Source organism: Paucihalobacter ruber (genome assembly GCF_006494535.1).
Classification (GTDB): domain Bacteria; phylum Bacteroidota; class Bacteroidia; order Flavobacteriales; family Flavobacteriaceae; genus Paucihalobacter; species Paucihalobacter ruber.
The window spans coordinates 523,599-543,062 of the sequence record NZ_VHIQ01000003.1 but is presented as its reverse complement, the minus strand read 5'-3'; the positions used below and the strand labels follow the sequence as shown (position 1 = coordinate 543,062).

At 35.4% G+C, this 19,464-nt stretch carries 13 protein-coding genes, 2 tRNA genes and 2 rRNA genes; 14 read left to right on the top strand and 3 right to left on the bottom strand.

Features of this window, described 5'->3' with window-relative positions; all coding sequences use genetic code 11:
- The 3 genes from FJ651_RS08770 to FJ651_RS08760 form a co-directional block, all read left to right on the top strand.
- Window positions 1-88: ribosomal RNA gene (locus FJ651_RS08770) — 23S ribosomal RNA — on the top strand; the annotation flags it as partial.
- Between the two features lie 130 nt (window positions 89-218).
- A 5S ribosomal RNA gene (gene rrf / locus FJ651_RS08765) occupies window positions 219-326 on the top strand.
- Window positions 327-454: 128 nt separating this feature from the next.
- Window positions 455-2,878: a helix-turn-helix domain-containing protein gene (locus tag FJ651_RS08760; RefSeq protein ID WP_140990129.1), complete on the top strand. Its 2,424-nt coding sequence runs from the start codon at window positions 455-457 to the stop codon at window positions 2,876-2,878.
- Between the two features lie 15 nt (window positions 2,879-2,893).
- Here FJ651_RS08760 and FJ651_RS08755 read toward each other — a convergent pair whose 3' ends face one another.
- Window positions 2,894-4,036, bottom strand: a complete 1,143-nt coding sequence (locus FJ651_RS08755) for an acyl-CoA dehydrogenase (RefSeq protein WP_140990128.1) — start codon at window positions 4,034-4,036, stop codon at window positions 2,894-2,896.
- Window positions 4,037-4,126: 90 nt separating this feature from the next.
- Between FJ651_RS08755 and FJ651_RS08750 the strand changes: the two genes are divergently transcribed.
- From FJ651_RS08750 to FJ651_RS08715, 8 genes are all read left to right on the top strand, one after another.
- Window positions 4,127-5,194: an anhydro-N-acetylmuramic acid kinase gene (locus FJ651_RS08750; protein WP_140990127.1), complete on the top strand. Its 1,068-nt coding sequence runs from the start codon at window positions 4,127-4,129 to the stop codon at window positions 5,192-5,194.
- A 161-nt stretch (window positions 5,195-5,355) separates the two neighbouring features.
- Window positions 5,356-6,747: a sodium:proton antiporter NhaD gene (gene nhaD, locus FJ651_RS08745; protein ID WP_140990126.1), complete on the top strand. Its 1,392-nt coding sequence runs from the start codon at window positions 5,356-5,358 to the stop codon at window positions 6,745-6,747.
- A gap of 65 nt (window positions 6,748-6,812) precedes the next feature.
- Window positions 6,813-7,487: a MotA/TolQ/ExbB proton channel family protein gene (locus FJ651_RS08740; RefSeq protein ID WP_140990125.1), complete on the top strand. Its 675-nt coding sequence runs from the start codon at window positions 6,813-6,815 to the stop codon at window positions 7,485-7,487.
- Window positions 7,487-7,879 (top strand): ExbD/TolR family protein, encoded by a 393-nt coding sequence (locus FJ651_RS08735; protein WP_140990124.1) that lies wholly within the window; start codon window positions 7,487-7,489, stop codon window positions 7,877-7,879. Before FJ651_RS08740 ends, FJ651_RS08735 begins: the two co-directional genes overlap by 1 nt.
- 1 nt (window position 7,880) lies before the next feature.
- Window positions 7,881-8,714, top strand: coding sequence for an energy transducer TonB (locus FJ651_RS08730; protein ID WP_140990123.1), 834 nt, complete (start codon window positions 7,881-7,883; stop codon window positions 8,712-8,714).
- 8 nt (window positions 8,715-8,722) lie between these two features.
- Window positions 8,723-9,940, top strand: a complete 1,218-nt coding sequence (locus tag FJ651_RS08725) for a bifunctional folylpolyglutamate synthase/dihydrofolate synthase (protein ID WP_140990122.1) — start codon at window positions 8,723-8,725, stop codon at window positions 9,938-9,940.
- 61 nt (window positions 9,941-10,001) lie between these two features.
- Window positions 10,002-10,076: transfer RNA gene (locus tag FJ651_RS08720), tRNA-Val, on the top strand.
- Window positions 10,077-10,127: 51 nt separating this feature from the next.
- A tRNA-Val gene (locus tag FJ651_RS08715) sits at window positions 10,128-10,202 on the top strand.
- Between the two features lie 188 nt (window positions 10,203-10,390).
- Here FJ651_RS08715 and FJ651_RS08710 read toward each other — a convergent pair.
- Window positions 10,391-11,677, bottom strand: coding sequence for a UDP-N-acetylmuramoyl-tripeptide--D-alanyl-D-alanine ligase (locus tag FJ651_RS08710; protein ID WP_140990121.1), 1,287 nt, complete (start codon window positions 11,675-11,677; stop codon window positions 10,391-10,393).
- A gap of 51 nt (window positions 11,678-11,728) precedes the next feature.
- Window positions 11,729-13,405, bottom strand: a complete 1,677-nt coding sequence (gene gldJ / locus FJ651_RS08705; RefSeq protein ID WP_140990120.1) for a gliding motility lipoprotein GldJ — start codon at window positions 13,403-13,405, stop codon at window positions 11,729-11,731.
- A gap of 250 nt (window positions 13,406-13,655) precedes the next feature.
- Here gldJ and porU point away from each other — a divergent pair, with 250 nt between their 5' ends.
- From porU to cdd, 3 genes are all read left to right on the top strand, one after another.
- Window positions 13,656-17,525, top strand: a complete 3,870-nt coding sequence (porU, locus tag FJ651_RS08700) for a type IX secretion system sortase PorU (RefSeq protein WP_140990119.1) — start codon at window positions 13,656-13,658, stop codon at window positions 17,523-17,525.
- A gap of 62 nt (window positions 17,526-17,587) precedes the next feature.
- Entirely contained in the window at window positions 17,588-18,826 is a 1,239-nt protein-coding gene (gene porV / locus FJ651_RS08695; protein WP_140990118.1) for a type IX secretion system outer membrane channel protein PorV, read from the top strand.
- Between the two features lie 145 nt (window positions 18,827-18,971).
- Complete coding sequence (cdd, locus tag FJ651_RS08690; protein ID WP_140990117.1) at window positions 18,972-19,454, top strand: cytidine deaminase; 483 nt, start codon at window positions 18,972-18,974, stop codon at window positions 19,452-19,454.
- Window positions 19,455-19,464 lie beyond the last annotated feature (10 nt).

Sequence of the window (19,464 nt, the reverse complement as noted above, 5' to 3'; positions counted from 1 at the left end):
CGTGGAAGATGACCACGTTGATAGGCTACAGGTGTAAAGGCAGTAATGTCATAGCCGAGTAGTACTAATAACCCGTATGCTTATTGTAGTGTATGCTCTTTGTGAGGCAACTCACAAAGAGCGTGCGATTCTTTTTACAACACACGTTATTTAAGTAAAGTATATTTTTTTCAATATGTCACGATATTAGATCCCGCAACAAGTGCGGGATAAAGATTTAAGGTGATTATTGCAACGGGGCTCACCTCTTACCATTCCGAACAGAGTAGTTAAGCCCGTTAGCGCCGATGGTACTGCGTTTGTGGGAGAGTAGGTCATCGCCTTTTTTGAAAAGCCATTCAGCTAGTCTGAATGGCTTTTTTTGTTGGTAGAATTTTGCGTAATAGGATTTGAAATTTGTTTAATAAAAAATTCTAATCTATATTGAGACTTATTTAATCATTTGATAGTTAGAATGAAAAACAAAGAACTTGACCTTGCATGGAACTTTGTTAATAATACAGACAGAAATGTTTTTTTAACCGGTAAAGCCGGTACCGGTAAAACAACGTTTCTACATAGTCTAAGGGAACAAAGTCTTAAACGCATGGTTGTGGTGGCTCCAACAGGAGTAGCAGCCATTAATGCAAAAGGTGTTACAATCCATTCCTTTTTTCAATTACCATTTGGACCAATTTTACCAAATCGTGATTTAAATACTTCTCAGGATTTTAGATTCAGTAAAATTAAAATCAATATTATTAAATCGTTAGATCTTTTGATCATTGATGAGATAAGTATGGTAAGAGCCGACCTATTAGACGGTATTGATCAGGTTCTGAGACGTTACCGTAAAAGAGATAAAGTGTTTGGTGGTGTTCAAGTTCTTATGATTGGCGATTTACAACAACTATCGCCTGTAATTAAAGAACATGAGTGGAATTTGTTAAGTGTTTTTTATTCAAGTGCTTATTTTTTTAATAGTATGGCGTTCAAGGCATGTAACGCATTAACTATAGAGCTTAAGCATATTTATCGCCAAGACAATCCAATGTTTATAAATATTCTTAATGAAATACGAAACAATTCACTTTCCCAAACCTCTATTGATATTATAAATAAGCAGGTTATTGAGGATTTTACACCTTCTGAAAATGAAGGCTACGTCTCTTTAACAACTCATAATTACAAAGCTGATAAAATTAATCTTTCAGAATTAGCTAAAATTTCTGATAATGCATTTTCATATAAAGCTGAAATACACGGAAAATTCCCTGAATATAGCTATCCTAACAATCCAATTTTTGAGCTAAAGAAGGGAGCTCAGGTGATGTTTATTAAAAACGACAGTTCGCCTGAAAAGCGCTATTACAACGGTAAAATTGGAAAAGTCGTTGAATTAGGCGAAGACGAAGTAATAGTTAAATGTCCGGGAGATGATTTTCACATTGTCACTATGCTGGAAGTTTGGGATAATTTCGATTATACCGTAGATAAAGAAACAAGCGCTATAAAGGAACATAAAATAGGTAGTTTTAAACAAATGCCTTTGCGCTTAGCCTGGGCTATTACTATACATAAAAGTCAGGGCCTAACTTTTGAGAAAGCCATTATTGATGCTCAAGATGCTTTTGCGCATGGACAAACGTATGTTGCGCTTAGCCGATGTAAATCTCTTGAGGGTTTAATTCTAAAAAGTAACATTCATCCCGATCAAATTATTTCAGACGATCAGGTGTTGAAATTTAATGATACTGCAGAATCAAATCAGCCGAATGTTGATGTTTTAAAACAATCTCAAATACATTACCAACTTAATCTCATTGCCGAAATTTTTGATTGTTACGCATTTCTTCAACCTGTTAATAGACTTCTTGACATTTATTATAAGAACAGAAATAGTATAGAAGGGCAAATGGACCTTGTTTTAAATGATTTGAAAACCGAAATATCATCATTATTAAAGGTCAGTTCAAACTTTAATGCCCAATTAAAAAGTTTGACATCGCCTGAGATACTACCACAAAAACATCATTTAATTCAAGAGCGATTTGCTAAAGCCGTTGGTTATTTTAATAATCAACTTAAAGATAAAATAAGTCAACCATTTGAGTCCTTGCAATTTTCTACAGATAATAGTTCGGTAGAGTCTGATATTCTCAAACAATTGAATCAATTGGAAGAACTCATCGGAGTTAAACTATTTTACTTCAAAAATTTAAAAAATGAATTTAATGCTGAAAATTATCTGAAATTAAAAGCCCAATCCGTTTTTCTTAATGAAGAACAACCAAAACAGAAAAGAAAACCGGCTTTATCGAGCACTTCAAATACCAAATTGTTAGAATTGCTTAAAGACTTAAGAAGTAACTTAGCTCAAGAATACAATCAAATTCACTATCAAATTTTTACGCAAAAATCATTATATACCATGTGCGAATTGTTGCCCACAACCAAAAAAGAACTGAGCGCAATTCATGGTATGGGCAAAACCAGAGTTAACAAGTATGGCGATGTTATTTTAGAAGTCATCAAAGCTTACTGCGAAGTTCACGATATTGTGCCAAACGGAATGGACCAAGTTGAGACGAAAATTGTTAAAAAATCAAAAATTGATACAAAGGCTTTATCTTTTCAGCTTTTTAAAGATGGTAAAACCATTGAAGAAATTGCCGTTATTAGAGAATTAACCGAAAATACCATTTTTGGTCATTTGGCCTCGTACATTCCTTCAGGTAAAATTAAAGTTACCGATTTGATGTCTGAATCGCATTACAACGAACTAAAGCAAATCATTCCAACACTTAGTTTCGAAAATCTTTCCGATTTAAAAAATCAACTGGATGATAAATACAGTTATGCCGAACTTAGATTGGTGTTAAACGCGCTTCAAAGTTAAAACTTAAGGTGTCTTTTAATCCTTCAAAACGGTACGAGATATCACAATTTTTTGAATTTCTGAGGTACCTTCATAAATTTGGGTAATTTTGGCATCTCTCATTAATCGTTCAACATGGTATTCTTTTACAAATCCATTACCACCGTGAATTTGAACTGCTTCAACGGTTTGTTCCATAGCCACTTTCGAGGCATATAATTTTGCCATTGCACTCGAAAAATCGTAATTATTATCTTGATCTTTATCCCAGGCAGCTTTCATAACTAGCATTCTGGCAGCTTCAATTTCTGTTACCATATCGGCAAGTTTAAAAGCAATGGCCTGATGGTTACAAATCTCTGTGCCAAAAGCTTTTCGTTCTTTAGAATATTTAAGCGCAAGTTCGTATGCTCCGGAAGCAATACCCAAGGCCTGAGCTGCTATACCAATTCGACCACCCGAGAGCGTTTTCATGGCAAATTTAAATCCAAATCCATCCTCCCCAATTCTATTTTCTTTTGGAACCTTTACATCATTAAATTGAAGTGTATGAGTATCGCTACCTCTAATGCCTAATTTATTTTCCTTTGGACCTATGTCAAAACCGGGCATACCTTTTTCAACAATAAACGCATTTATCCCGCGATGACCTTTTTCTCTGTCAGTTTGAGCAATTACCAGATAAACATCACTTCTGCCGCCGTTTGTAATCCAGTTTTTAGTACCATTTACAATATAATGGTCGCCCATATCAATGGCTGTAGTTTTTTGTGAAGTAGCATCGCTACCTGCCTCCGGTTCACTTAAACAAAAAGCTCCAACAAATTCGCCGGTAGCTAATTTAGTTAAGTATTTTTCTTTCTGTGCTTCTGTACCATATTTTTCTAAACCATAACAAACCAAAGAATTGTTAACAGAAACTATCACCGAGGCAGACGCATCAATCTTTGAAAGTTCTTCCATTATGAGTACATACGAAATGGTATCCATACCACTGCCGCCGTATTTGGGGTCAACCATAATGCCCATAAAGCCAAGGTCTCCCATTTTTCGAACTAATTCTTTAGGAAATTCTTGTTTTTCATCTCGTTCAATTACACCAGGAAACAATTCTGTTTGCGCAAAATCTCTGGCAGCATCTCTAATCATGAGGTGTTCTTCGGTAAGGCTAAATTCCATAGAAAAATAAATTATTGAATTTTTAAAAATTGCCCTCAAAGATAAGTTTTTGTTGACGTATTATCAATAAGAATATATATTTTTACAAATATGTTAAGAAACGAATATTTTGTGATTGGTGTTATGTCCGGAACATCCCTGGATGGGATAGATTTGGCTTACGTTCATTTCACATTAAATAAGCAATGGCAGTTTGAAATTATTCACGCTCAAACGATTCCGTATCCTAAAGAATGGACTAATATATTAACAAATCTCGCAAAGGATACTATTGAAAAAATTATCGAAATAGATCCCAGATATACAAATTATCTGGGTTCTGTAATAAATCAATTTATTTCTACCTTTAATATTTCGAGAATTGACTTCATTGCCTCCCATGGTCATACTGCTCTTCATCAACCGGAAAAAGGGTTGACATATCAAATTGGTAATTTGGAACAACTCTCTCAACTTTTAAAGTGTACCGTTATCTGCGATTTTAGAACCAATGATGTTAAACTTGGTGGGCAAGGAGCGCCCTTGGTACCAATTGGTGACAGACTACTATTTTCTGGATATGATTATTGTTTAAATCTTGGCGGATTTTCTAATATTTCTTTCGAGTTTAATGGTGAAAGAAAGGCATTTGACATTTGCCCCGTAAATACGGTATTGAATTTTTATGCCAATAAATTGGGTTTTGAATTCGATATGAATGGTGAACTCAGCAGAGCCGGAAAAGTTAAAAAAACACTGCTGCAAGAACTTAATAGCCTTGAATATTATACCCAACCCTTTCCAAAATCTTTAGGAATAGAGTATGTAAATAATTCAGTTTTACCTTTAATTGATGGTTATCAAATTGATGTAATGGACATTCTTAGAACATTTACTGAACACATTGCCGTACAAGTAGCAAAACAAATCAGCTTTAAAATCAATTCAAAAGTACTTGTTACAGGTGGTGGAACGAAAAATAAATTTTTATTAGATCGTTTACGTTTTTACAGTTTAAATGAAATAGTTGTACCATCAAATCAAATTATTGACTTTAAAGAGGCCTTGATTTTTGCCTTTCTTGGCGTACTTCGATTTAGAGATGAAATAAATTGTTTAAAAAGTGTAACCGGAGCTAACATAGACCATAGTAGCGGCAAAATTTATTTTTTAAAATAACACTGAAAATCAATTCCATAGTTTTTTCTTTTTTATATTTGCACTGCCTAATATTGAAATTTAATGGCTGTACCTGGCTGCATTTCTACCTTTAAGATTTTAATTTTCTCGTGTAATATTATGTGCACAATGCCTCAAAATTCACCTACTCATTTTTTCTCATGGAAGTTTTATTGATTACAGTATTTGTTATAGGGTATTTAGCAATAACTCTAGAACATCAATTAAAAGTCGACAAGTTAATACCTGCTATAGTTATGCTCGGTTTAAGCTGGGGCTTTATTGCTTTATTTTTAGATAGTTTTACCAACTGGTTTGATCCGGTGCGACATGCTTTACTAAATAATTTTGATAGGCTGGATCACGAAAGTCGTGAGGTGTTGCTTGAAAAAACCTTATTAAGGCATCTGGGTAAGACCGCCGAAATTTTATTTTTCCTTTTAGGAGCCATGACAATTGTGGAAATTATAGATTACTTTGATGGTTTTTCAACCATGAAAACCTTTATCAAAGCTAAAAGTAAAGTGCGTGTTTTATGGATTATGTCAATTTTGGCTTTTATGCTCTCAGCTATTATTGACAATCTTACTGCAACTATTGTTTTATTGTCTATTTTACAAAAAATAGTTAGAGATGATAAATTGAGAATGTGGTATGCAGGTTTGGTTGTTATTGCCGCAAATGCAGGTGGTGCATGGTCTCCGGTTGGCGATTTAACTACTACCATGTTGTGGATTGCAGATAAAGTAACTACTACCTATTTATTTGTATATCTGTTTCTACCTTCACTTATTTGTATGGTATTGCCAACTTTTATTGCATCTAAGTTACCGGCATTTAAGGGAGAGATTGAAATGGAGCATGAGAAGAATGAGCCCGTAAATAATTTTAGAAAAACCATGTTATTCTCTGGTTTAGGTGCCATTGTTTTTGTGCCAATATTTAAAATGATAACAGGATTACCTCCATATGTTGGTATGATGTTATCACTTGGGGTTGTTGCGGTTTTAGCCGAATTACTTACCAATTACAGTTTCAAAATGGCGCAGGTTAAGGAAGGTAAAAGTTATAAAGATAAACCCGAAAATCCGGTTCATAGATCGTTATCCAAAGTAGAAATGCCTAGTGTGTTATTTTTCTTCGGAATTCTTATGGCTGTAGCGGCCTTAGAATCTGTTGGTATTCTTTATAGTTTTGCCAATTCACTGGAATTATTTTTACCTATGATGGGTACCGAATTGCATGGTGAAGGTGTTTCAGATTTAGTAGTGTTGTTTTTGGGAGTTGGTTCTGCCGTTATAGACAATGTTCCGCTGGTAGCGGCAAGTTTAGGAATGTTTGCACAACCAATAGACAATGAATTGTGGCACTTTATAGCCTATGCAGCCGGCACAGGTGGTAGTATGCTTATTATTGGATCGGCCGCCGGAGTGGTTGCCATGGGTATGGAAAAAATAGACTTTTTTTGGTATTTTAAAAATATATCATGGCTGGCTTTAATAGGATTTTTGGCTGGTGCCGGTGTATTTATGTTAACAAGAACTTTAATTTAAATACTTTTACTTTTAATTATTCGTTATAACTCAAACTTCTTTAATTTTACATTAAAACAATATTTATGCAAGAAACTACAGACCTTGTTGAATTAGAATCGGTTGAAAAATCAATTTCAATAATAGATTTGATTTTTACAGGCAGTTTGGCCGGTCAAATTATTATAGGGGTTTTATTTTTACTCCTGATCGTGGCCATTTACATTTATTTTGAAAGACTTTTTGCCATTAAAGAGGCTTCTAGAGTAGACGCCAATTTTATGAATCAAATTAAAGACCATGTAAGTAAAGGTAAGATAGACTCAGCGCAATTACTTTGTGCTCAAGCTAACACACCGGTTTCAAGACTAATCATCAAAGGAATTTCAAGAATTGGTAAGCCTCTAGAAGATATTAACACAGCTATTGAAAATGCCGGTAGACTTGAAATTTATGGTTTAGAAAAAAATGTAAGTGTTTTAGCTACTATTTCCGGTGCTGCGCCTATGATTGGTTTCCTTGGAACAGTTATAGGTATGATTTTGTCCATTTTTGAAATAGCAAATTCAGGTGGACAAATTGATATAAAATTACTCGCAGACGGCCTCTATACCGCCATGACAACTACAGTGGGTGGATTAATAGTAGGTATTATTGCTTATATAGCCTATAACCATTTGGTGGTTAAAACCAACAAGGTAGTGTATCAGATGGAGGCAAACTCTGTTGAATTCTTAGATCATTTAAACGAACCCGTGTAATGAATATTAGAGGTCGCAATAAAATTTCTCCCGATTTTAGCATGTCGTCTATGACCGACATTGTATTTCTTCTACTCATATTTTTCATGATCGCGTCAACGCTGGTAACCACAAATGCTATCGACATTATTTTACCTACAGCCAGCGGAAAAACAGAAAACAAAAAGTCGGTTGCAGTAAGCATCAAACAGAACTTAACTTATTACATCGATAATAAGTTGGTAGGTGAAAGTGTATTAGAAAGCGAGTTAATCAACACACTTTCCAAAGAATCCCAACCTACCATAGTACTAAGAGCCGAAAAATCTGTCCCTGTTGAAAATGTTGTGAAAGTGATGGATATTGCCAATAGAAATAAGTTTAAGGTTATTTTAGCCGTAAAACCCAATTAAGTTGAAATTTTTAGAAACCAAGCACGAACGCGATTCGGCTAAAATTACATCTCTTTTAATTTTAGTCATCCTACTATTGTTGTTTGTTGTTGGAATGCCTTATATGGATCCACCCGAAGAATTTGGTGTAGCTGTTAATTTTGGCACTTCAGATGTAGGTTCGGGGGCCATTCAACCGTTAAATCCGGCACCTCAAGCAACACCACAGCCAAAAACTGAGAGCGAAGTAAAGCCTACCGAAACTAAAAAAGTAAGTGAAGAAGTTTTAACTAACGATTCACAAGAGTCTATTGCCATTAATAAACAAAAGGAAGAAGCCTTAAAAAAACAACAAGAAGCTGAGAGAATCGCCCGCGAAAAACAAGAACAAGAAATTAAAAAGCAACAGGAAGAGGCCGAAAAAAAGAGAAAGCTAGATGCGCTCATTGGTGGAGTCACCGATAGTGAAGGTAAAGATACAGGTGGAGAAGGCAATGATAATGTTGCAGGTGATAAAGGGCAGTTAGATGGTAATCCGTATGCATCCAGTTATTTTGGTGGTTCCGGACCCGGAAAAGGTGGTGTTGGATTTGGTTTAAGCGGACGCGGCGTTCCAACCAGAAAAATTTTTAAACAGGAGTGTAATGAATATGGTCTTGTAATTGTTAGAATTGAAGTCAATCCTTCGGGTGAAGTTATCAAGGCCGAACCCGGAGTTCAGGGCACAACTAATACACATCCTTGTTTACTTGAACCGGCTAAGCGCATAGCACTTTCACACAAATGGCCGGCAGATTCAAATGCACCTGCCCGGCAAATTGGTTTTGTTAGTATTAATTTTAGTATTGGTCAATAGTTCTTTTCATGACATACACTGAAACAGTACAATGGATGTTCAGCAGGTTGCCTATGTATCAAAATCAGGGTAAATCGGCCTATAAGGCTAATCTTGATAATATTGTTAAGCTAGATAATTATCTGGATAATCCACATCTTTGTTTCAAATCGGTTCACGTTGGTGGTACAAACGGCAAGGGGTCAACAAGTCATATGCTGGCATCGGTTTTGCAAGAGGCTGGCTATACAACCGGACTCTACACTTCACCTCATCTCAAGGATTACAGAGAGCGAATTAAGATTAATGGTAAGGACATAGAAGAATCATATGTAGTTGACTTTATCAACTCACACAGAGTGTTTTTTGAAGAAAATAAGCTATCCTTTTTTGAAATGACAGTTGGAATGGCTTTTAAATATTTTGCAGATAAACAAGTTGATATTGCTATTATAGAAGTAGGGCTTGGCGGAAGGTTGGATGCTACAAATATTATAATCCCAATTCTTTCGGTAATTACAAATATAGGGTTGGATCATGTTGAGTTTTTAGGTGACACTTTAGAGAAAATCGCGGGTGAAAAGGCGGGAATTATAAAAAATGAAATTCCGATAATTGTAGGAGAAACTCAATTTGAAACTGAGAAGGTTTTTATAAAGAAAGCCCAGAAAACAAACTCTAAAATATACTTTGCAGATCAAATTTATTTTCCTGAAATAACCTGTCAATTAAAAGGCGATTATCAAACAAAAAATACAAGAACTGCTCGTTTAGCCATAGATGTTCTCAAAGAAATGCATTATGAAATTTTGGATACTCATATTGAGTCAGGATTTAATAAAATAGTTGAAAATACAGGATTAAAAGGAAGATGGCAAATTTTATCTAGTAATCCTCTCGTAATTTGCGACACTGCTCATAATCGTGAAGGTATCGAAATTGTGATGAATCAATTACTTTCTTTAGACTTTAATAAGCTTCATATCGTTTTTGGTGCTGTTAACGATAAAGACTTAGATACTATTGTTCCTTTACTGCCTTTTGATGCTAATTATTATTTCTGCAGACCAAATGTGATGAGGGGTTTAGATACAGAAGTATTGAAGAATAAATTCCTAAAATTCAAAAGGTTTGGAGTAGTTTACTCCTCAGTTCAAGAAGCTTTAAATGCTGCAAGAGTTCATGCTAAAACTAAAGATTTGATTTTTGTTGGTGGCAGTACTTTTGTGGTAGCAGAGATTATTTAATATTTTAGTAAAAAAGTTTTTGAGGATTCAAAAACTAAAGTATATTTGCAGTCCAATTTGAGGGCGATTAGCTCAGCTGGTTCAGAGCACCTCGTTTACACCGAGGGGGTCGGGGGTTCGAACCCCTCATCGCCCACATCAAAAGTCCGTTTTTAGCGGACTTTTTTTATATTTGAAAATAGAATTTGGGTCATTAACTCAGTTGGTTCAGAGTGTTACCTTGACAGGGTAGAAGTCACTGGTTCGAATCCAGTATGACCCACATCAAGCACAAATCCGATGCGGGAGCATTGGATTTTTTAATTCTCAAAAACCCAAGCTTGCTTGAGGTTTTTGAGAATTAAAAAAGACATTCAGGGCGCTAGCCCTATTGGATTTGTATTTGCAGCCGTGGACTAAATCTGGATCAACGCAGTTAATCCAAAAAGCTTGCTTGAGGTTTTTTGGGAGTTAAAATAATTCAACAAGCCGCTCTAAAGCCATTCCTCTAGATGCCTTAATTAAAATTTGGGCATTATTGATTTCAGATTTCTTTAAGTAGTTAAAAGCATCTTCGAAAGTTTCAAATTGTAAGATGAAATTGCTTTGTATGTTACAAGAATAAAAATGTTTACCAATTAAAACGGCTCTATTAATCGGTGATGTTTCAAGAAGGTTAATTATGTTTTGATGTTCTTCTTGCGCCGCTTCACCAAGTTCAAACATGTCTCCCAATAGGGCAATTTTATTGGGATGTTTTATTTTTTCGAAACTTTCCAACGCCAGTGCCATGCTTGTTGGATTCGCGTTGTAGGCGTCTAGAACAATTTTATTTCGGTTGGTTTTTAAAATTTGAGATCGGTTGTTTTGTGGTACATAACCTTCAATTGCTTTTTTAATTTTTTCATCAGAAATTTTAAAATACTTTCCAATCAAAATGGCATAAGCTACATTAGTGAAGTTGTAAGTTCCGGTAAGATTAGTTTTAATCAAGTTGTCTTCGAACATAATAGATAATGTAGGGTCTGTATCGACTAATTGTAAATTAACATCGCCATTACCCTTGGTGCTGAATTTAAATGTGGAAGAATAACCTCTAATTTTTTCACTTTGAATGGCGTCTTCAGAATTATAAAAGATAGTTTTATGATTCGATTTTAAATGAATGTACATCTCGGTTTTGCCTTTGATCACACCTTCTACACCGCCAAAACCTTCTAAGTGTGCTTTCCCGTAGTTTGTGATTAAGCCAAAGTCGGGCTGAGCAATCTCACATAAAAATTCTATTTCTTTTTGATGGTTTGCACCCATTTCTACTACAGCTATATGGGTACTCTCATTAATTTCTAAAAGTGTTAGTGGCACGCCAATGTGGTTGTTGAGATTGCCTTTTGTAGCGATGGTTTTGTATTGAGTTGAAAGTACTGCATTAATTAGTTCTTTTGTCGTGGTTTTTCCATTGCTACCCGTAAGTGCTATAATGGGTGTTTTCAATGTTTTTCGATGGAAGGAGGCGAGCTCTTGTAATGTGTTTAAAGCATTATCGACTTTAATGATTGACGACGATACGTTAATTTCTAAATCTTCGTCTACAATAGCGTATTTGGCACCTAGATTTATAGCAGTTTGAGCAAATTTGTTACCATTAAAATTTTCACCTTTAAGTGCGAAAAACATAGTGTTTTTTTCAATCTTGCGCGTATCGGTGCTTACGCCTGTACATTCTTTGAAAAGTTGATGTAGTTGATTTGTTTTCATAAAAAAAGTCCTAACACAAAGTTAGGACTTTCATTATAATAAATATTGTTTTTAATTACGTCTTTTAGGAGTTTTAGTTTTAGAACCTACTCTAGACATGGCACATCTAAAACCTATGTAATCAGTTGCCATATCTTGTGGGAAATAGCGGCGTTGTGCAGGGTCTAGCCAATAAGCTCTGTCTCTCCATGAGCCACCTTTATAAACCCTAACTTCATCGTTGATTAAAGATGTTCTATTAGACGATTCATCGTATTCTCTAATAATGTTACCTAGTGAATCTCTTTCTATTTTGTGTTGTGGAGAGTTATACATTTTTTGAGTTTCACTGCTCTTGGTAGCATTGCTTGACTCGTCAAAATTGGTTCTGTAAAATCTGGAAGATTTTTTGTCTCCATCACGATAATTTCTATTGTCACTGGTATCAAAGTTAGGTCTGAGGTATGTTTCGTTTTCGTCTACAGGCACCTTAGCAACTTCCCCAGGTAAATTTCTGGCAACAATTTTTCCATTACTTAATGTATCATAGACAATATCGTCGGCTGTAAGAATTTTTACAGTACCATCATCATTGATAGCATTTTTAGTATAAACGTTTCCTCGGTAATAATTGAAATCATTGAATTCTTCATCTACAATAGGTCTGTAAACATCAGCCACCCATTCGGCGACGTTTCCTGCCATATCGTACAATCCGTAAGCATTAGGCTCGTACGATTTAACTTTTGCAGTAATATCAGCGCCGTCATCAGACCAGCCTGCTATCCCACCATAATCTCCTTTACCTTGTTTAAAGTTAGCTAATTGATCACCTCTCCATTGGCGTTTTCCAGATCTGGTATATTGACCATCCCAAGGATATTTCTTACGTCCTCGATAAACGTTATAACTTCTTAGTTCACTCATACCCAAGGCTGCATACTCCCATTCAGCTTCGGTTGGGAGTCTGTAATCAGGCGTAATGATTCCTGATTCTATTTTAGCATAAACATTAATTGGGTTGCCATCGGCATCGGTTTGAACATTTCTTCTTCCACCTTCTAAAATATCTGCATTACCTCCGTAGGTTTGAGATGGCGCATTGATGTAGGTGTCAGTGCTAAAATTGGCGTCAGCTGTAACTTCCGTGGTTTTAGCATCTCTTTTAATGTATCCGGATTCTTCTAAAAATAATTCATTTACACGATCTGTTCTCCATTTGGCATATTCCACAGCCTGAATCCAACTAACACCTACTACAGGATACTCTGCATAACCTGGATGACGAAGATAGTTCTGAGTCATCATTTCGGCATAACCTAATCTGTTTCTCCAAACTAAGGTATCTGGTAAGGCACCCAAATAGATATTTTTATAAGTTGGATCTTCAGGAGGATATACACGTTTTAAATAATCTAAATATTCTAAATACATTAGATTAGTAACCTCAGTTTCATCCATATAAAAAGACTGAATGTGCTGTTGGTTTGGTGCATTATTCCAATCGTGCATAGGGTCGTCTTGAACTTTACCCATGGTAAAGGTACCACCTTCAATAAATACCATGCCGGGAGCAGTTTGTTGCTCCTTGAAGCTGGTATTGTATTGGAAACCGCCGTCGCGACTGTTAATATTCCAGCCGGTAGCTCTTGAGGTATTACTGTTAGAACTTCTCTTACAACTTGTAACAGATAAAACAGCTAGTAATACAACTAACAATTTGAGATTTGAGACATTATTCATAAACATAATTTTAAGCAAGTGGGTTAAATTTCGCACCGCAATATAGTAATTAAACATAAACTAACAACCTTTTTTTACGATAAAATGCAAAAAAATGTGCATTTCGTCCTATTTTTTATACATGACATCGGATTTTTTGCCTGTTTCGGCCACTATTTTGTATACAATTAACGACTATAAAAATAAATTATTGTTGTAATTTTGAGCAAAAATTAGAAATCTAATAATAAGCGCCTTCCACAGGCGTTATTGCTGTATGAAAAAGATTTTGTTAAGTTTCGCCTTGCTTTATACTTTATTTGGTAATGCACAACAGCGACAATTTGATATTAATTGGTCAGAGCCGAAAGTTTTAGAAACTGAATTATCCCGAATTGAACTACCATCATTTGACGATAATCATTTTAGTTATAACGACGAAAAAGGTCTAATCTATTTCGCTCAATGGGAATCGGGCCAAATTATAGATGAAGATAATGTCCAAGTAAATAATATCGTCTATGAAAATATCAGTGAGGCTGATTTAAAACAAATGCCTAAAAATTTAATTCCTGATAATCCGAATCTTTATTTAAAAAATGCCACCGATAGAAATAAAAATTATATTTACTTGGAAATTTCACCAATTGTTAGAGACAATGGCGTGCTTAAACGTATCAGAAGTTTTACCGTTACCTATAATAATTTAACTCAAAATAGATCTTTACAGTCAACTCTAAGTTTTAATCGTTCTAATCAACTTACCAATTCAGTTTTGCGAACCGGCCAGTGGTATAGATTTTATGTAACCGAATCTGGTGTTTACAAACTTTCGAGATCTTTTTTGAATAGTTTAGGAGTTAATACAAATAATGTTAATCCTCGAAATATTAAGATATTTGGTAATGGCGGTAGAATGTTACCCTTACTTAATTCAGAAGATTACCCTATTGATTTAACCGAAAATGCCATAAAAATCATCGGTGAGGAAGATGGTCGATTTGATAACAGCGATTATATTATTTTTTACGCCGAAGGAACAAAAGGATACAGCAACGAAAGTGACACACACAATAATATATATACAGATAGAAGTTATTACTATGTTAATGTCAGTTCAGGTGAAGGAAAACGAATTCAATCAGCATTACAGCCTGAATCACCCGCCAACTTAACGGTTAATACTTTTGACGATTATCAATTTCATGAACTTGATGAATTTAACCTTGTAAAGTTAGGCCGAAGATGGTATGGCGATAGATTTGATATTGAAACAGAAAGAAATTTTGAATTTAATTTTTCTAATTTAGTCAGCTCAGAGCCTGTAAATTTTTCAATAAAAGCAGCGGCAGTTTCGGTTCAAACATCAAGTATGGCCTTTTCTGTTAACGGTGAGCTTGCTGCAAACTTAAATTTTTCTTTAATAGCTCCCGGTAGTTCGATTTTAGCCAGTGGAAGTTCTTTTACAGGAATAATTAATCCAAGTTCAGATAATATTACTGTAAATGTTGCCTATAATAACAACGGAATTCCCACGGCAACAGGTTATATAGATTATATCGGTATTCAGGCCACTAGGGCCTTAACTTATACCGGTGATCAGCTCTTTTTCACAAAAAATATTGTTGCCAATATAGGTGGCATTGTAGAATATCAACTGGGTAATACCCAAAATATTTCTGAAGTTTGGGACATTACAGATAGATTTAATGTAACCAGCTATCAAAATACCAATAATAGTGCCTCATTCAGTTTTAAGGCACAAGCCGGTACTTCCAAAAATTACTTGGTATTTGGCAACAATAATTTTTTAGATCCTTTTAGAGAAAATAGTGCTCAGGTGGCAAATCAAGATTTAAAAGGCAGTATATTTCTAAATCAACAAGGCCAATTTCAAGATGTTGATTACCTGATTATAACACCAGATGCATTTTCTTCGCAGGCACAGAGACTGGCCGATATTAACAAGAATGTTTACAATTTAAATGTCAAAGTAGTGCGTTTAAGTCAAATTTATCTTGAATTTAGCTCAGGCAATCAAGATATTGCAGCTATTAGAAACTTTATTCGATATGTATATCACAACGCCAGTTCTCCAGAAAACAGGGTGAAATACGTTTGTCTGTTTGGAGATGGTTCATATGACTACAAGAATAGATTACCTAATAACACTAATTTTGTTCCTTCCTGGTATGCCTTGGAAAGTTTTAGTTTAACCAGCAGTTTTGTGTCTGATGATTTCTATGGAATGATGGATCCAAATGAAGGTACTTTAGCTCCCAACAACAGATTAGATTTAGCAGTTGGCAGAATTCTAGCTGACTCTCCGCAGCGCGCACGTGAGCTGGTAGATAAAATTGCCGAGTATCACTCACGAGATTCATTTGGTGGTTGGCGGAATAATGTCATCATGATTTCTGATGATGTAGATGAATCTTGGGAACGAATACTTCAAGGTACCACCGATGAGATTGGTAATAGCATCACCGCGCAAAACCCGTTTTTTAACGTTGTTAAAATACATGCCGATGCATTTCAACAGGCATCCTCGTCGGCAGGAGATAGATATCCAGAAGTCAATACGGTCATAAAAAATGCTATTGAAGTAGGTGCTATATTGGTAAATTACTTTGGTCATGGCGGTGAAGATTTTTTGGCTAAAGAACGTATTTTCGATAAAAATGATGCGCAATCCATTAACAACCAGTGTAAATATAATTGTTTTGTAACCATTACTTGCGAGTATACCAAGTTTGATGATCCGGGTAGACCAACAGCCGGCGAATTCACCTATTGGAACAAAACCGGTGGCGCCATTAGTTTGGTAACAACTACCAGACAAATATTTGTAAGTGTAGGTGTATCGTATAATGTTGTTTTTTCTGATTATATTTTTAGAAAAATAGATGGCGAATATCCTTCTATAGCCGAGGCTTTAAGACTCACTAAAATAGATCCGGCTGTGGCTGGTATTTCTCAAAAAAGATTGGTATTTTATATAGGAGATCCTGCCATGAAACTTTCCATTCCCAAACCCGAAATTAGATTAACGCAAATAAACGATGTACCGGTGAACGAAAACACCACTGTATTACAAGCACTTGGCTACACAAAACTATCCGGGCAGGTTTATGATGAATTGGGTAACCCTTTAACAAACTATAACGGTACGTTATCTGCAACGGTTTACGACAAGCCCATTCAACGTCAAACTTTGGCTAATGATGGTGTTAGACTTGGTAATGAATTAATTAAGCTTGACTTTGAGACTTTAGGCCAGGTATTGTTTAGAGGTCAGGCCTCAGTTACCAACGGTACCTTTGATTTCGACTTTATTGTACCTCGGGATATTCAAATTCCTGTTGGTGCCGGAAAAGTTAGTTTTTACGCTGTTGATAACGCTGTTACATTAGATAAAACCGGTTACAGCTTTGATATCAATGTGGGTGGCATAAATCAAAATGCCGCTGAAGATAACATCGGTCCATTAATCAACCTTTTTATGAACGATGAAAATTTTGTAACCGGTGGAATTACTAATGAATCACCAACACTGCTTGCGAAATTACAAGACGATAGCGGTATCAACACGGCCAGCGGTATAGGACATGATATTATTGCTATTCTTGATGGCGATGTTGCCAATCCATTTATATTAAATAACTACTATCAGGCCAATGTAGACGATTTTCAAAGAGGTACCGTAAGTTTTCCTTTTAGAGACCTTGAACCCGGACCTCATACTTTAACTTTTAGAGCCTGGGATGTTTATAATAATTCGTCAACCGCCGAGTTAGAATTTGTAGTCTTCGATCAAAACGAAGTACTTAGAATTGAAAATGTACTTAACTACCCAAATCCATTTGTTAACTATACAGAGTTTTGGTTTAACCACAACAGTTCAGAACCATTAGACGTATCGGTGCAAATTTTTACAGTATCGGGTAAATTAGTCCGCACACTAAACGGTCAAACATCTGGCGGTAACAAGTCCACCAGTTCACTTTCCAAAGATATTGTTTGGGACGGAAGAGACGATTTTGGCGATAAGATCGGTAAAGGCGTATATGTTTACAAGTTAACAGTGCGTTCAAATACCTTAAACAAAGAAGTTGAAAAATTTGAAAAACTTGTCATACTACAATAATAATTTATATTTGTTAACGTTTTTAAAAGGCGCGTAGCCCGAAATGAACTCACTTTAAACTTATGAATAAACACATATTTTATTTTATAGCTTTATTAATAGCAAGTCCTTTAATTGCACAAAATTCTATAGAATTAATTCCTAATACAAATGATACCAGAGTAATTACAACGGGTGTCCCATTTATGTTAATTGCGCCAGATGCTCGTGCTGCCGGTATGGGTGATATTGGAGTAGCTACATCAGTTGACGGGTTTTCTCAGCAGTGGAATGCCGCTAAATATGCTTTTTCTGAAGCAAAATCGGGTTTAGGTTTAAGTTATACACCATATTTAAGTAGATTGGTAAACGATATCTCAATTGGCTACTTAACTTATTTTAATCGTTTATCTGAAAACAGTGCTATTTCAGGCAGTTTTAAATATTTTAGTTTAGGTGATATCACACTTACACAAGGGCCAAATGATCCCGGATTAAATGTAAAACCAAACGAGTTCACAGCAGATATAGCCTATACCTTACGCTTAGCCGATCAATTTGCGATGGGCGTAACGATGAGATATCTAAGGTCTGATTTGAGAATTAATCAAATTGACCCTAATGCCAGACCAGCCGGCACCTTCGGTGTTGATATTTCCGGATATTATCAAAGTGAGGAACTTGCTTACAGCGATTTTTACGGCAGATGGCGTGGTGGTTTTGCTATCCAAAATTTAGGTCCAAAGTTTAGATATGACGATGGCGGAAGAGAAAACTTCCAACCAACTACTCTTAGACTTGGCGGTGGTTTTGATTTTATATTCGACGATTATAATAAACTTGGTTTAACAACAGAGTTTACCAAATTATTAGTACCTACGCCACCTTTGTTAGGCACTAGAATAGAGTATGAAGATGTTAATGATAATGGCACTTTTGACGAAGGAGATATTGAAATTGATAGACAAAATAATGTCATCATAGCCGGTCAAGACAGTAACGTAGGCTTCATGCAAGGTATATTTCAATCGTTTGGTGATGCGCCCGGAGGATTTAGCGAAGAATTAAGAGAAATTACCTGGGCCTTAGGTGCAGAATATACTTATCAGGATTCTTTTGCTTTAAGAGCAGGTTACTTTAATGAAAGTGATGATAAGGGTGCCAGAAAGTTTTTCGCCTTGGGTGCCGGATTTAAATATACCACTATTCAAATTGATTTATCTTACTTATTTTCTGCCTCTCAAGTGCAAAGTCCGTTAGAAAACACGCTAAGATTTTCATTAACTTTTAATTTTGGTGATAAAACTTACGCAGAATATTAGATAAGTTTTAATAATTTATAAAAGCTGCCTTTCGGGGCAGTTTTTTGTCTCAGGTAATTTGATGCTTGTAGCAAATACTGAATTAATTAAATTCAATTTTAAAAATTAATCTATCTTTAATGCTATAAACTAATAAATCTGAAGATTGAGGGAAATTCAAATCAATACTGTATTACATGTCTACACTGGCTTGGATGAACTTCCAAACAAAGTGGCGCAATTATTTGAAAAAGCTCGAGAAGCCCGTGGTAAAGCCTATGCACCTTATTCAAATTTTACCGTAGGTGCTGCCATATTGCTGGATAACGGAGAGATAATAACAGGTAGCAATCAGGAAAATGCATCTTTTCCGTCAGGACTTTGTGCCGAAAGAACTGCAATTTATTACGCAGGGGCGCAATTTCCATCAAATTTAATCAAGGCAATGGCAATTGTTGCAGGTTCAAAAAATCACAAAACTACTACACCAATTCCGCCTTGTGGCGCTTGCAGACAAGCTATTGCAGAATACGAAATAAAGCAAAATCAACCAATTGAAATTTACTTTATGGGCGAAGAAGGAGAGATCGTTAAATCAAATTCACTTAAAAATTTATTGCCTCTTGTTTTCGATAAAAATGTGCTGTAGTACAAAAGCA

What these genes read in the sequence shown, in the direction of transcription:
- porV (WP_140990118.1), top strand. Translation starts at nt 17,588, where the DNA reads ATGAATAAACACATATTTTATTTTATAGCTTTATTAATAGCAAGTCCT.
- FJ651_RS08725 (WP_140990122.1), top strand. Translation starts at nt 8,723, where the DNA reads ATGACATACACTGAAACAGTACAATGGATGTTCAGCAGGTTGCCTATG.
- FJ651_RS08760 (WP_140990129.1), top strand. Translation starts at nt 455, where the DNA reads ATGAAAAACAAAGAACTTGACCTTGCATGGAACTTTGTTAATAATACA.
- FJ651_RS08740 (WP_140990125.1), top strand. Translation starts at nt 6,813, where the DNA reads ATGCAAGAAACTACAGACCTTGTTGAATTAGAATCGGTTGAAAAATCA.
- FJ651_RS08735 (WP_140990124.1), top strand. Translation starts at nt 7,487, where the DNA reads ATGAATATTAGAGGTCGCAATAAAATTTCTCCCGATTTTAGCATGTCG.
- porU (WP_140990119.1), top strand. Translation starts at nt 13,656, where the DNA reads ATGAAAAAGATTTTGTTAAGTTTCGCCTTGCTTTATACTTTATTTGGT.
- FJ651_RS08750 (WP_140990127.1), top strand. Translation starts at nt 4,127, where the DNA reads ATGTTAAGAAACGAATATTTTGTGATTGGTGTTATGTCCGGAACATCC.
- FJ651_RS08755 (WP_140990128.1), bottom strand. Translation starts at nt 4,036, where the DNA reads ATGGAATTTAGCCTTACCGAAGAACACCTCATGATTAGAGATGCTGCC.
- FJ651_RS08710 (WP_140990121.1), bottom strand. Translation starts at nt 11,677, where the DNA reads ATGAAAACAAATCAACTACATCAACTTTTCAAAGAATGTACAGGCGTA.
- gldJ (WP_140990120.1), bottom strand. Translation starts at nt 13,405, where the DNA reads ATGTTTATGAATAATGTCTCAAATCTCAAATTGTTAGTTGTATTACTA.
- nhaD (WP_140990126.1), top strand. Translation starts at nt 5,356, where the DNA reads ATGGAAGTTTTATTGATTACAGTATTTGTTATAGGGTATTTAGCAATA.